Source organism: Acidovorax sp. MR-S7 (genome assembly GCF_000400995.2).
Classification (GTDB): domain Bacteria; phylum Pseudomonadota; class Gammaproteobacteria; order Burkholderiales; family Burkholderiaceae_C; genus MR-S7.
The window spans coordinates 36,694-50,370 of the sequence record NZ_DF238917.1 but is presented as its reverse complement, the minus strand read 5'-3'; the positions used below and the strand labels follow the sequence as shown (position 1 = coordinate 50,370).

The window sequence follows — 13,677 nt, the reverse complement described above, 5'->3', positions numbered from 1 at the left end:
CCATGAACGCCGCGCTGCACGGCCTGAAAGTGGTGGACCTGACCCGCGTGCTCGCGGGCCCGCTGTGTACCCAGATGCTGGCCGACCATGGCGCGCGGGTCGTCAAGGTGGAGCCGCCCGGCGGGGACGAGACCCGCCAGCTCGGCCCGCCGTTCGACCTGGACGGCCACGCGGCCTACTTCTCGGCGCTCAACCGGGGCAAGCGCTCCATCAGCCTGGATCTGTCCACGCCCGGCGGGCAGGAGGTGCTGCACCGGCTGCTGGCCGACGCCGACGTGCTCATCGAGAACTTCCTGCCCGGCACCATGGAGCGCTGGGGCCTGGGCTACGAGCAGGCGCTGGCTGCGGCCTACCCGCGCCTCGTCTACTGCAGCGTGACCGGTTTCGGTGCCGACGGGCCGCTCGGCGGCCTGCCCGGCTACGACGCCGTGCTGCAGGCCCTGTGCGGGGTGATGAGCATCAACGGCGATGCCGCCACGGGCGCGACCCGCGTGGGCATCCCGGTGGTGGACCATCTCACCGGCTACGTGGCCCTGTCGGCGATCCTCATGGCGCTGCTCGCGCGCGGGCTCAGCGGGCGGGGCCAGCGCGTCGAGGCCACGCTGTACGACACGGCGCTGAGCCTGCTGCTGCCGCACGCGTCGAACTGGTTCGCCTCGCAGCAAAGCCCAGCGCTGCTGGGCAGCGCGCACCCCAACATCGCGCCCTACGACAAGTTCCGCGCGCGCGATGGCGAGCTGTTCATCGGCATCCTCAACGACGGGCAGTTCCGGCGCTTCTGCAGCCATGTGGGCCTGGAGGCCTTGCTTGCCGACGCACGCTTCGCCTCCAACACCGCGCGGCTGGCGCACCGCGCGGCGCTGCGCGCGGCCATCGAGGCGGCCATCGCCGGGCGCGACTGCGGCCCGCTGTGCGATGCGCTGATGCGCTCGGGCGTGCCCGCCGGGCCCGTCCTCTCGGTGCCACAGGCGCTGGCGCACCCGCACTGCGCGCACCGGCAGATGCTCGTGCGCGCCGGCAGCTACACCGGCCTGCGCGCACCCATGCGCCTGGCCGGAACGCCCGGAGCGCCGGGCGCCCCGCCCCCCGCCTTCGCCCAGCACGCGGGCGAGGTGCTGGGCGAGCTGGGCTTCACGGACCCGCAGCGCGAGGCCCTGCACGCCAGCGGCGCGGTGCCCCTGCCCGCCCATTGATTCAAGATAACGACCCAGGAGACAAAAACCATGCGCCAGTTCGTCGCTTCATGCGCGGCCGCCCTCTGCGTTCTCGCCGGCACGCCCATCCATGCCCAGGGCCCTCAGGCCTATCCCGCCAAGCCCGTCAAGGTCGTCGTCGCGTATGCGGCGGGCCAGGGCACGGACATCGCCACCCGCTACATCGCCGACCTGATGGCCAAGGACCTCGGCCAGGCCTTCGTGATCGACAACCGCCCCGGCGCGGGCGGCAACCTCGGTACCGAAATCGCGGCCCTGGCCCCGCCCGACGGCTACACGCTCACCATGGGCACCAACGCCACCCACGTGCTCAACCAGTTCCTCTATGCCAAGGTGCCTTTCGACGCGGAGAAGGACTTCGAGCCCATCGGCCTGGTGGGCACGTTCCCCATGGTCGTGGCGGTCAACAGCGGCGTGCCCTTCGCCTCGGCGGCGGGGCTGCTGGAGGCCGTCAAGCGCAAGCCCGGCTCGGCCGACATCGCCATGCCCAGCACCACGGCGCGCCTGGTGGTGGAGCTGCTCAAGGAGCGCACCGGCGTGGCCCTGTTCGGCGTGCCCTACAAGGGCTCGGGCAACGCCATGACCGACGTGCTCGGCGGCCAGCTGCCCGTGATCGTGGACACGCCCACGGCCCTGCGCCCCCACCTGGCCGCGGGCAAGGTGAAGGCCATCGGCGTCACCTCGGCCCAGCCCAGCGGCCTGGTGCCGGGCGCCAGGCCGGTCGCGGAGCAGGGCATCGAGGGCTTCGAGGTGATCGCCTGGAATGCGCTCTACGCGCCCAAGGGCACGCCGCCCGTCGTGGTCGCCGCCCTGAACGCCGCGCTCAACAAGGCGCTGGCGCGGCCGGAGACGCGCCAGAAGCTGCTGGAGCTGGGCTTCGAGCCCGCAGGGGGCACGCCGGCGCAGCTCGCCGAGTTCGCGCGCGCCGAGCGCAGGAAGTGGGGGCCGCTGATCCAGGCCGCGGGCATCCGCGCGGATTGACCGCGCCCGGCGGGCGGCTCCCGCCCGTCAGCCCCCTTCCACCAGCAGTCCGGAAATCTCCCGCGCCTCGCGCATCATCTCCTGCGCCAGCAGGTCGGTGGCCACGGTGGTGAGCTGGCTGCTCAGGCCCACCACCACCACGGTATAGGCGAGCCGCCCGCCCGCCACGAAGACGGGCACGGCGACCACCGTCAGGCCGGCCATGAAATTGTCCCGGTCGACGCTGAAGCCCTGCGTGCGGGCCAGCTCCACTTCCTTCTTCCAGGCCTCGAAGCGCGGCGCCTTGTCCCAGGGGATCTGCGCGAAGCGCTTGCGCAGCTCCGCCGCGCTGTCGCCGCCGTGCGCCGCGATGAGCCGGCCCGTGGCGCTGACCAGCGTGTCGAAGCGGCTGCCCACGTCCGTGTGCACGCGGAACGGCTGGTTCGAGTGCGACAGCGCCAGCACCACCGCCGATCCCTTGGCCGCCACCTCCACGCCCATGGCCGTGACGCCGAAGCGCCCGGCCAGCCGGTCGAGCGCGGGCTGGATGAGCTGCGGGAAGCCGCTGCGGTCCAGCACGCTGCGCGCCAGGCTGATCATGCCGTTGCCCAGCGCGTAGCGCTTGGTGGCCGCGTCCCAGGTGACCAGCTCCTCGGCCACCAGCACGCGCAGGATGTGCAGGCAGGTACTCGGCACCAGCGCCAGTTCGTCGGCGATGGCCTTCACGCCCAGGGGCTGGCCGACGCGGCCCAGCAGCCGCAGGATGGCGATGGAGCGGCTGACGGCGGGCACGGGGCGCACGCGCACCGTGCGGCCGGCCGCGGGGCTCTTGTCGGTGGTCTTGGCCTGTTTCTTTGCGGGCATGGCGGAGCTGGGAGAGTGGAGCCGCCCCAGGGGCCCCAGCCAGCTGGCGGTGGCGGCCGTCATGGCCCGGGGCGGCGGGACACCGCCCATCTTAGAGCGCGGGTGCGGCCCGTCACGGCGCCAGCACCTTCATGAGGGCCTGCGCGGCGAGTACGGGGCTGCCTTCCACCGCCACCTCGCCGCGCATGAACACCAGCGTGCCGGTGCGCCGCACCACCTGCGCGCGCGCCTGCGCCAGCTGGCCCGCGCGCACCGGGCCGATGAAGTGCGTGTCGAGCTGCAGCGTCAGGCAGGGCTGGCGGGCGCAGGCCTCCCAGGCCACGCTGCTGATGGCGTGGTCCATCAGGGTGGCCAGGGCGCCGCCGTGCACCACGCCGGCGGGGTTGAGGTGGGCTTCCTCCGCGAGGAGGGCGTAGGTCCATGCGTCGCCGTCGCGCCGTGTCCACAGGGGGCCCGCCCGGCCCATGAAGCCCGGCAGCTCGCGCCGTTTCCAGTGCTGTTGGACAAGCTCCTCAGGGGTCATTTCCGTGCTCCGTGGCGGGATGGCTTCCGGGTGTGCAACGAGTGTATCAATGAAATAATTTTGTATATATACAAAAGCTCATTGCACAGCCCGGCCCCGGCGGCGCGGGCCTAGAACGCCACGTCCGCGCGCAGCCAGAGCGTGCGCCCGGGCTCGTGGATGCGCACGCTGCCGGGGTAGCCGAAGCCGGCGTTGCCCGCCAGGTTCAGGTGCTCGGCATAGGTCTTGTCGAACAGGTTGTCCACACCGGCCGCGAGCTTGAGGCGCTGGTTCACGCGGTAGCCCGCGTTGAGCGAGAACACGCCGAAGCCGGCGCTGGCGCCCAGGTCCTGGCCCACCACGTTGCCCTGGCCGTCGGCATGGCGGCGCTGCGCGGCGGCCACGCGCCACAGCGCGCCTGCGCTCCAGGGGCCCTGCGCGTAGTCCAGGCCCAGGCGGGCTTCGAGCGGGGGCATCTGCGGCAGCGGGCGGCCGTCGGTGCTGTTGCGGCCCCAGGCGTAGGCCAGCGTGCCTTGCAGCGTCCAGGCCGCGTCCAGGCGCCGGCTGCCGCCCAGCTCCAGCCCGGCGGTGCGCGCATCCACGTTGCGCACCCGCGCGCCGGCCATGCCCTGGTAGTCGAACAGGATGTAGTCCCGCACCTGCCCCAGGTAGGCCGAGCCCCAGAGCTGCCAGCCCTCGCCCTGCCAGCGCGCGCCCACGTCGAGCTGCGTGGTCTTCTCGGGCTGCAGCGTGGCGAAGGCGGCGGCGCTGTTGGTGGGGGAGATCAGTTCCCAGTAGTCGGGGAAGCGCTGCACGTGCCCCAGGCCCGCGTAGACGGAGGCGCCTTGCGGTGCCAGCGTGCGCTCCCAGCGCACGAAGCCGCCGGGCAGGGCGTGGCGCGCGCGGTGCTCGGCCGTCGCCATCGGGGCCATGCCGCCCATGCCGCCGCCGGCAGCGTAGCGCCAGGCCTCGGCTCGGTCCAGGCGCAGGCCGCCGGCCCAGCGCGTGTCCTCGCGCGCCTGCCAGGCCAGTTCGGCGAACGCGCCCAGGCCGGAGAACTTCGCGTCGCGCTGCCAGGGCTGGGCGCCGTAGGGCTGGCTGGGCGTGCCGCTGCGCTTGTCGTGCGGGCTGCGCAGGAAGTCCAGCCCCGCCACCAGCGACAGCGCCTCGGCCGGCTGCAAGGTGGCGGCCACGCGCCCCCCGGTGGTCGTGCGCCGCACGTTGCTGGCCATGCCGCCGGCCATCATGCCGGTGGCGGGCGGGGTGCGCAGCGTGAAGTTGTCCATCACGTGGTCGGCCTCGTTGCGGTAGAGCTGCGCCTCCAGCTTGGCGAGCCAGGGCGTGATGTGGTGCTGCTCGAAGCGCAGGCCCCAGCTGTCGCGGCGGAACTGGCTGCCGTCCATGCCCCGGCCGCCGTAGCGGGCCTGGCCGTCGCCGGCGCCGGCGCTCAGCTCCAGCAGGGTGTGGGCGTCGGGCGTGAAGCCCAGGGCCACGTCGGTGTTCCACTTGTCCCAGGCCGAGGGCACGCGGCGGCCCTGGCCGTCACGGTAGTCCTGGCTGTGGGAGTGGTTGGCCGTGGCGCGCACGTACATGCGGTCGCTGCCGGCCTGCAGGTCGGCGGTCTGGTCGTTGCGGCCGGCGCTGGCGCCGAGCAGGCTGGCGCTGAAGCGCACGTTGCCCTCGCTGAAGTCGGGCCGCTCGCGGTCGAAGCGCACCACGCCGGCCGAAGCCCCCGGCCCCCAGACGACGGTCTGCGGCCCCTTAACGACGGTGAGCGCGTCGAAGGTGTCCGGCGAGATATAGGAGCTGGGCGCATCCATGCGCGCGGGGCAGGCGCCCAGCATCTGCGCGCCGTTGGTGAGCAGCGGCAGGCGCGAGCCGAACTGGCCGCGGAACACCGGGTCGCTGTTGGAGCCGCCGCTGCGGATGGCCGAGAAGCCGGGAATGGTCTTGAGATAGTCGGCCGCGTCGCTGGCCGGCACGGGCTGGCGCGGCTGCTTGGGGTCGGCCACGACGTGGACGGGCGAGTGGTCGTGCACGGCGGTGACGACGACATCGGGCAATGCGTTATCAAGGGCCAGCGCGGGGCCGGCCAGCAGCAGTGCGCAGAGGGTAGGGCAGGCGCGCGCGCCCGCATGCGAGAGGGTAGGGGTCATGAAAGCATCCACGCCCGAACGCGGCTGCGTTCAGGCAAGCACAAGGGAACCGCGCCGCACTGGGCGCGGGGAGGAACCGTCAGGCGTGGAGGGAGGGCGGCCCGCGCGCGGGCAGCGGGGCCTGGGCGCGCCAGGCAGGTAGGGGCGCGGCGGGGCTGGGGCGCGCCAGGTGCGCCGGCGGCGCGGGTGGACGCGCGGCCGCGAGCCGCAGGGCGGGCGGCGTGGCGAGCGCCACGCACAGCAGACAGCCGGGGTCGAGGTGGTGGGCGTGCTCGGCGGCCGGGGCGTCGTGCCCGGTGTGCGGCGCGGTGGCGCACACGTCGGCGGGCTGGAGCTGCGCCAGCGCCATACGGGTGGGCACGCCCGCGAACAGCGCCGCGAGCCAGGCCAGCACGAACGCCGCGAGCACGGCGGTGCCCAGGTGGCGGCGGTGGCGCAGGCGTTCCAGCATGGGCGTGGATTCTCGCCGGAAACGGCGGCGCTTCCAAAAGAGGAGCTGCTCGCGCTTGTTATTCCTTTGATCCAGGATCAAATCACATGGAAATCATGGAGGAACAAGCGCAAGCAGCTATGTTTTCGGGAGCTTCCTTCAAAGTCCCGCGGCCGTGTACGCCTGCCGCAGCTGCGCGATGTTGTTCAGCAGCGCCGTCGGCCCGCTGCTGCCCATCAGGTACCAGCCCTTGGGGTCGAGGAACACCAGCTGTCCCTTGCGGCCCGCGCGCGTGGCCTTGACCTGCGGGTGGTCGAACACCTGCTGCGCGGGCACGATGGCGCCGCCGCCCGCGGCCTGGCCGGTGGCGGTGTTGCGGTCGATCACGTAGATCCACGCGGGGTCGAGCCGGGCCATGTCGTCGAAGGTGTAGGGCGTGCCGCGCGGCGGCACGTCCTGGGCGGCGATGGCCGAGCGTGCGCCCAGCGCATCGAACAGGAAGCCGAAGCGCCCGCCCGGCGCTTGCGGCACGAGGATCTGGTTGATCTGCAGGAGCAGCAGGCCCGGCGCGGCGCGCGCGGCCTGCTGGCGCAGCGCGGCGGCCTCGGCCTCGATCCTGCGCACCAGCGCGCGGCCCTGGACCTGCCTGCCGTAGAGGCGGGCGATGGCGTCGATGTTGCGCGACACGTCTTCCACGAGGTGTTGCGGGCGCACGCTCATGTCCAGCGTGGGCGCGATCTTCGCGAGCGTGTCGCGGCGCGCGGCCGAGCGTCCGCCGACGATGACGAGGTCGGGCCGCAGGCGGCTCAGCGCGTCGTAGTCGGGCTCGAACAGGCTGCCGGCGGGCTCGGCGCGGGCCGCATAGCCCGCGAGGTAGGCGGGCAGCTGCGCCCGGGGCACGCCCGCCACGGGCAGGCCCAGGGCGTGGAAGATGTCCAGCGCGCCCAGGTCGTAGACCACCGCGCGGCGGGGCGTGGCGGCCTGCGCGCCGCCCGCGCCCAGCAGCAGCGGCGCGCCCAGGGCGAAGGCGCGGCGGGTGAGGAGGGCGGGGCGCATCGCGTCAGAACCCCACGGTCAGGCTGACCCAGTAGCGGCGGCCGTCGTACACGGCGCCGTAGGACTCGTCGGTCACGTGCTTGTCGAGCAGGTTGTAGATGCCCGCGCCGAGCTTGACCTGCTTGGAGAAGTCGTAGTTCAGGCCCACGTCCACGAAGGTGAACGAGGGCGTGCCCTTGGCCATGGAGGTGCGGCTCAGGTAGTCGGAGGTCTTGCCGCGGAAGTTCGCGCGGCTCCACACATTCATCTGCGCCGTGGCGCGCCAGTCGGCCGTGGCGTTGAGCATGTGCCTGGGCATCTTGTTAAGCGGCTGGCCCTGGAAGGCGCCGCTCTTTTGCTCGGAGTGCGTGTAGGTGTAGTTGGCGGCCAGGCGCAGGGCGTCGGTGGCGCTCCAGGTCGTCGTGGCCTCGATGCCGCGCATGTTGGCCTCGTCCACGTTGATGCGGTCGCTGATGAACTTGTAGGCCGTGCCGTCGATGGTGCAGTTGCCCGCCGAGATGCTGGCGCCGTTGCTGCCCGAGTCCACGCAGCGGCGCTGTTCGGTGATCTTGTCCTTGAAGTCGGTGTTGAACACCGTCAGGCTGGCGCTGAGGTCGCGCCGGTTGTCCCAGACCACGCCGATCTCCTGGCTGGTGCTCTTCTCGGGCTTGAGGTTGGGGTTGCCTACGATCACGGCCGGGTCGCCCCCGCCGCCGGTGATCTGGCCCCAGTCGGCCACGGCTGCGCGCAGGCTGGGCGCCTTGAAGCCGGTGGAAACGCCGCCCTTGACGCTGAGCTGGTCGGTGGCCTTCCACACGCCGTACAGGCGTGGCGTCCAGTGCGTGCCGTAGTTCTCGTCGCGGTTCAGGCGTAGGCCGGCGGTGAGCGCGAAGCGCTCGGTCATGCTCCACTCGTTCTCGGCGAACAGCGCCCACTGGTAGCGCTCCAGCATGTCGATGGGGTTGGCGGTGACGAGCTGGTTGCCCTTGTCGCCGAGCTTCTCGTTCTTGTACGAGATGCCCAGCGTCGTCAGGTGGTTGCCCAGCGGCATCGTGATCTGGCTGTTGAACTCGGTGTTTTTGATGTTCATGCTGCGGCCGGGGTTGTCCACCTCCTCCTGCTGCAGGTAGGTGTTGGACGTACCCACGGCCCAGCGGCCCACGTGCGAGAGGCTGTAGAGCGTCTTGTCGTAGCCGCTGGCCGACGCGGTGTTGGGCGTGCAGCGCCCGCTGCGGCAGGTCTCCAGCGCCATGCTCTTGCCGGGCGTGGAGATGCGGTCCTGCAGCGTGCGGCCCAGTTCGAACGTGATGTCGTGGTCTTTGTCGGGCGTCAGGCTCAGCTTGACGGTGCCCGAGGTCGTGTCCTGCTCGTTGAAGCCGTTGAGGAACCTGTCCTCGTTGCGGCGCGACTTCTGGCCGTAGACCTGCAGGCCCAGCAGGTCTGTCTGGACCGGGCCGCCCAGGAAGAAGTTGGTCTGGTAGATGTCGCCCGATTTCGACGCCTCCTGCTGCTGCGTCTCCAGCCGCACCGAGCCCGTCCACGCCTGGGGCACCTTGCGCGTGATGATGTTCACCACGCCGCCCATCGCGTCGGAGCCGTAGAGCGAGGACATCGGCCCGCGCACCACCTCGATGCGCTCGATCGCCTCGATCGGCGGCAGCCAGCCCTGCTCGATGCCGGGGCCGTCGCTGTTGGGGCGCGTCTCGCGCGAGTTCTGCCGGCGGCCGTCCACCAGCAGCATGGTGTAGGCGGACGCCATGCCGCGGATGCTGATGTCGCTGGAGCTGCCGCCGCCCGTGACGACCACGCCGGGCACGTCCTTGAGCGCGTCGGTCACGTCCTTGTAGGTCTTCTTCTCCAGCTCGGCGCGCGGAATCACGGTGATCGAGGCGGGCGCGTCCTCCACCGCCTGCTCGAAACCGGAGGCGGTCACCACCACGGCGTTCAGCGTGGCCTCGGCCTGGGCCTGCGCGGCGCCGGCGGCCAGCAGGCCCGCGGCCGCCAGGGACAGGGCGAGCGCGCGCGGGCGCGGTGCGCGGGCGTCGTTGGAGAAGGAAATGGCGCGCGCGGCGGTGCCGCGCACCGCCACGGCGGTAGCAATGGATTGCATGGAAAAAGCCCTCGAAAGAAGAATCACGGGCGGCCGCAGGGCCGCGCAGGCGTTCGCGCTGTTGTGAATTTAATGTTGCGAATCATTCTCATTATAGTTTTGTAAAATCGGGAAAGCGGCCGTCACCGGGGCTGGCGATAATCGCCGCCATGCCCAACCGCTGGAAACCCAACGTCACCGTGGCCGCCATCGTCGAACGCGAGGGCCGCTTCCTGCTCGTGGAGGAAGACACCGCCGACGGCCTGCGCCTGAACAACCCCGCGGGGCACCTGGACCCGGGCGAATCGCCCATCGCCGCCTGCGCGCGCGAGGTGCTGGAGGAGACGGCCTACGACTTCGAGCCCACGGCGCTGGTGGGCGTGTACCTGAACCGCTTCACCCGCACGCGCACGGGCGACGACATCACCTACCTGCGCTTCGCGTTCACCGGCCAGGTGGGTGCGCACCACGCCTGGCGCGGCCTGGACGACGGCATCGTGCGCACCGTGTGGATGACGCTGGCCGAGCTGCGCGCCAGCGCCGACCGCCACCGCAGCCCGCTGGTGCTGCAGTGCACCCTGGATTACCTGGCCGGCCGGCGCGCGCCGCTGGCGCTGATCCACACCGACGCTAGCGTGCTGCAGCCGCCAGCCCGGTCCCACCGGGGCGGCTGATCTCCCGGGCGATCTGGACGAAGGCCTCGATGGTTTCCGAGTACAGGTCCTTGTTCCAGACGACGCCCACCGCGCCGAACCGGATCACGCGGTCGATGGCCACCTTGTGCACCATCGCGTGCGCCGACTGGTAGCGCGTCATCTCTTCCGAGCACACGCCGATGTAGTTGCCGCTGTGCAGCAGCGTCAGCAGCGTGGTGATGGCGGCGGTCTCCACCTTGGGCTGCAGCCAGGGGGCGCCCGCGTCGATCAGGGCCGAGTCCCACTGGCCGCGCATGGTCGTGCCCTTGGGCGGCACGATCCACTGCTCGTGCACCAGCGAGCCCAGCGGGTGCAGGCAGGTGTCGCCCCAGAGCGGGCTACCCCGGCCGACGACCACGCAGATGTCGTCCTCGAAGAGGGTCTCGTACTGCAGGCCCGAGTGGTAGGTGCGCGCGTCGATGGTGCCGAGCACCACGTCCAGCTCCCGGCGCGCCAGGCGCTCCAGCAGCGTTCCCACGGGCTGCTCGGTCACGGTGACGGACACCTCCGGGTGCAGGCGCTGGAAATGCGTGACCGCCATGGGCAGCACCCGCGCCACGCCGGACCACACGCTGCCCACGTGCAGGCGCGTGGTCTTGCCCCGGGCGGAGGCGTTCAGCGCCTGGCCCGCGCGGGACACGTCGCCCAGCACGCTGATCGCCAGCCGCTTCATCAGCTGGCCCGCGGGCGTCAGCTCCAGCCGGCGCCCGCCGCGCACCACCAGCGGCGCGCCGACCAGGCTTTCCATCTCGGCCAGCCAGTGCGACATGGCCGACTGCGTCATGTGCAGCCGCACGGCGGCCTCGGTCAGGGTGCCGGCCTGCTCCAGCACCAGCAGCGACTCCAGGTGCCGCACCTTGAGCCGGCGCGCCCAGGTGAATCCGTCCGCCAGATCGCTCATGAGCAAAACCTAATACCAGCAGCAATTAATTTCAGTGGCCCCGCGCAGGGACAGTGGAAATAATGGGCCATATGTCTCCGGCTGCGGCCGGAGCCGCGGCAAGTATTTTCGTGATGGGTATTTCTAAATTCCGGGCGAATACCGTGCGGCGGTTATGTGCGAATCATTTTGATAAAGGCAAGGAATATGGAGAACAAGGGGATTCAGCGCCGCGCGCTCGTCATGCTCGCGGCCGCCGCCGGGGTGCACCAGGCCTGGGCACAGGACTATCCGTCGCGCCCCATCCGGCTGGTGATCCCGCAGGGGCCGGGCTCGGGCGCGGATGCCACGGGCCGCCAGCTCGCGGATTTTCTCTCGAAACACCTGAATGCGTCGGTGGTCGTGGATAACAAGCCGGGTGCCAATGGCATTTTGGCATCGTCCATCGTCGCCAAGGAAAAGCCCGACGGATATTCCATTTTCCTCACCAGCGTTTCCGTGGCGAGTTTCAACCAGCACCTCTACAAGAAGGTGCCGTACGACGCGCTCAACGACTTCACCTACATCGCGCCCGTCGCGGATGCGAGCTTCATGGTGGTCGCCAGCAAGCAAAGCGGCATCCGCAGCTGGGCGGACTTCGTGAAGAAGGCCCAGGCGGAACCCGGGCGGCTGACCTACGCCAGCGGCGGCCTGGGCAATTCCACGCACCTGTACATGGAGAAGATCGCCCGCGACCTGAAGCTGGACCTGCGCCACATTCCCTACAAGGGCTCCGGCCCGGCGCTGATGTCCGTCGTCTCCGGCGAGACCGACCTGATGTGCGTCACCACGGTCACCGCCCTGCCGCAGTACGAGGCCGGTACCGTGGTCGCGCTCGCGCAGTCGGGCGACAGCCGCTCCAGCCGCATGCCCGCGATTCCGCTGGTCAAGGAGCTGGCGCCGCAGATGCCCGCGCTGCCCGGCTGGTACGCGCTGGTGGGACCGGCGGGCCTGCCGGCCGACGTGGTCAGGAAGCTCTCTGGCGCCGTGATGGCCTTCCTGGACGACGAGACGAACAAGCGGCGGCTGAACGAGCAGTTCCTGTTTCCCATCCCCGGCACCAGCGAGCAGATCAAGGCGCGTGCCGTGCAGGAGGCCAAGGTCTGGGGCGAGCTGATCAAGTCCCTCAACATCAGCCTGGATTGACCCATGTCCGACCACGACACGAACGGCCAGGCCTGGGTGGTGCCGCCGGGCGAATACGCCGGGCGGCGCCCCGCGCGCTGGGTGACGGGCGCGCCGCGCTCGCAGTACCTGACGATGCCCGACGGCTGCCGTCTGGCGCTGGACTGGTACCTGCCCGAGGGCAGCGGCGCCGACGCGCCGCCCGCCTCGTTCCCGGTGATCGCCGTCATGACGCCGTACTACCGGCGCTTCCAGGTGAGCGCGCCGGGTGCCGAGCCTGCGCCCAACATCGCGCTCTACCGCGACTTCTTCGTGCCCCGGGGCTACGCGCTGGTCGTGATGGACGTGCGCGGCAGTGGCGCCAGCTTCGGGCGGCGCGATGCGTTCCGCTCGCCCACCGAGCGCGGCGACTACCTGGCGCTGGCGCAATGGATCGCGCAGCAGCCCTGGTGCAACGGCAGCATCGGCGCCACCGGCATTTCCTACCTGGGCGCGGCCTCGTGCTTCCTGGGCAGCACGGGGCACCCGGCGGTCAAGGCCATCGCGCCGCTGTTCGCGGTGTCCGACACCTACAGCGACCACGTGTTCCCCGGCGGGATCGCCTGCAAGACCGTCACCGCGCACTACGACGACCTCATCCGCGCGCTGGACTGGGACCGGCGCGACGCGCTCAAGGCCTACGCCTACTTCAGCGACCCGCGCTACGCCGGCCCCGCGCCCGTGGACGACGACCCGCAGGGCGCGCTGGTGCGGCAGGCCATCGAGGAGCACCAGGACAGCTTCCTGCTGCGCGACATGGCGCCCGAGATGGCGTTCCGCGAAGAAGGCTGCCTGCACGACCCCGCGCTGCACAGCGGCGCTTGCAGCCCCTACTGGTACCTGAAGGACGTGGCCGGCAAGGTGGCGGTGTACTCCGTCTCGGGCTGGTACGACGGCAGCGCCTTCGTGCACGGCTCCGTCTCCCGCTTCCTCACGCTGCGGGGCCCGCACGACCGCCTGCTGCTGGGGCCGTGGGACCACGGCGCGCGCACCAACGGATCGCCCTGGCGCACGCCCGGGGCCAGCGCGCCGCAGTTCTCCATCCTGTCCGAGGTGCTGCGCTTCTTCGACCACCACCTGGCGGGGCTGGACACGGGGCTGCAGGCCGAGCAGCCCGTGCACTACTTCTGCACCCATGCCGAGGCATGGCGCGGCAGCGCCCAGTGGCCGCCGGCCGCCGCGCCCACGCAGTGGCACCTGCAGCCGGGCGGCGCGCTGGGCCCGCAGGCGCCGCAGGAGGCGCAGACCGCCCAGTTCCAGACCCGGTTCGCCGTGTCCAGCGGGCGCCACACGCGCTTCGAGCGGCTGGCCGCGCAGGCCACCGTGGACTACTACCAGGACTGGGCCGCGCACGAGGCGCAGATGTGCTCCTTCCTCTCCGACCCGCTGCCGCACGACATGGAGCTGGCGGGGCACCCGCTGCTGGAGCTGAACGTGGCCTGCAGCGAGGGCGACGGGGCCCTGTTCGCCTACCTGTCCGAGCTGGAAGAGGGCGGCAATCTGGTCTACATCACCGAAGGCTGCCTGCGCCTGGCCCACCGCGCCACGCGCGAGGCGCCCGAGCGCTACCGCACCGCGTGGCCCTTCCGCGACTTCTCGCGCGCCAGCGCGCGGCGCATGGTGCCCGGGGAGATGGAAGCCGTGCAGAT

The 13,677-nt window shown here is 71.3% G+C and carries 12 protein-coding genes; 5 read left to right on the top strand and 7 right to left on the bottom strand.

Annotated features, from left to right (window positions below; genetic code table 11):
* Positions 1 to 2 precede the first annotated feature (2 nt).
* The gene (locus AVS7_RS10090) at positions 3 to 1,193 is read left to right on the top strand and encodes a CaiB/BaiF CoA-transferase family protein (RefSeq protein ID WP_034691606.1); all 1,191 of its coding nucleotides are present in this window, start codon (positions 3 to 5) and stop codon (positions 1,191 to 1,193) included.
* A gap of 30 nt (positions 1,194 to 1,223) precedes the next feature.
* A complete protein-coding gene (locus AVS7_RS10085; protein ID WP_020230487.1) occupies positions 1,224 to 2,195 on the top strand; it encodes a tripartite tricarboxylate transporter substrate binding protein in 972 nt (323 codons plus the stop codon).
* Positions 2,196 to 2,222: 27 nt separating this feature from the next.
* Here AVS7_RS10085 and AVS7_RS10080 read toward each other — a convergent pair whose 3' ends face one another.
* The 6 genes from AVS7_RS10080 to AVS7_RS10055 form a co-directional block, all read right to left on the bottom strand.
* On the bottom strand, positions 2,223 to 3,101 hold the full coding sequence (locus tag AVS7_RS10080; RefSeq protein ID WP_020230486.1) for an IclR family transcriptional regulator C-terminal domain-containing protein: 879 nt from the start codon (positions 3,099 to 3,101) through the stop codon (positions 2,223 to 2,225).
* Positions 3,102 to 3,150: 49 nt separating this feature from the next.
* A complete protein-coding gene (locus tag AVS7_RS10075) occupies positions 3,151 to 3,561 on the bottom strand; it encodes a PaaI family thioesterase (protein WP_024001293.1) in 411 nt (136 codons plus the stop codon).
* Positions 3,562 to 3,671: 110 nt separating this feature from the next.
* Positions 3,672 to 5,696, bottom strand: coding sequence for a TonB-dependent copper receptor (locus tag AVS7_RS10070; protein WP_020230484.1), 2,025 nt, complete (start codon positions 5,694 to 5,696; stop codon positions 3,672 to 3,674).
* Positions 5,697 to 5,775: 79 nt separating this feature from the next.
* A complete protein-coding gene (locus tag AVS7_RS10065) occupies positions 5,776 to 6,147 on the bottom strand; it encodes a hypothetical protein (protein WP_020230483.1) in 372 nt (123 codons plus the stop codon).
* Between the two features lie 138 nt (positions 6,148 to 6,285).
* The gene (locus AVS7_RS10060) at positions 6,286 to 7,182 is read right to left on the bottom strand and encodes an ABC transporter substrate-binding protein (protein ID WP_020230482.1); all 897 of its coding nucleotides are present in this window, start codon (positions 7,180 to 7,182) and stop codon (positions 6,286 to 6,288) included.
* 4 nt (positions 7,183 to 7,186) lie between these two features.
* Positions 7,187 to 9,271 carry a ligand-gated channel protein gene (locus AVS7_RS10055; RefSeq protein WP_024001292.1) on the bottom strand — a complete coding sequence of 695 codons (2,085 nt, stop codon included), beginning with the start codon at positions 9,269 to 9,271 and terminating at the stop codon, positions 7,187 to 7,189.
* Positions 9,272 to 9,420: 149 nt separating this feature from the next.
* Here AVS7_RS10055 and AVS7_RS10050 point away from each other — a divergent pair, with 149 nt between their 5' ends.
* A complete protein-coding gene (locus AVS7_RS10050; RefSeq protein ID WP_020230480.1) occupies positions 9,421 to 9,924 on the top strand; it encodes an NUDIX hydrolase in 504 nt (167 codons plus the stop codon).
* Here the strand turns inward: AVS7_RS10050 and AVS7_RS10045 are convergent.
* Positions 9,881 to 10,846, bottom strand: a complete 966-nt coding sequence (locus AVS7_RS10045; RefSeq protein WP_020230479.1) for a LysR family transcriptional regulator — start codon at positions 10,844 to 10,846, stop codon at positions 9,881 to 9,883. The genes AVS7_RS10050 and AVS7_RS10045 overlap by 44 nt on opposite strands.
* A gap of 186 nt (positions 10,847 to 11,032) precedes the next feature.
* Here AVS7_RS10045 and AVS7_RS10040 point away from each other — a divergent pair, with 186 nt between their 5' ends.
* Positions 11,033 to 12,010 carry a tripartite tricarboxylate transporter substrate binding protein gene (locus AVS7_RS10040; protein ID WP_020230478.1) on the top strand — a complete coding sequence of 326 codons (978 nt, stop codon included), beginning with the start codon at positions 11,033 to 11,035 and terminating at the stop codon, positions 12,008 to 12,010.
* 3 nt (positions 12,011 to 12,013) lie between these two features.
* The coding region (locus AVS7_RS10035; protein WP_020230477.1) for a CocE/NonD family hydrolase at positions 12,014 to 13,677 on the top strand (1,664 nt) is incomplete at its 3' end.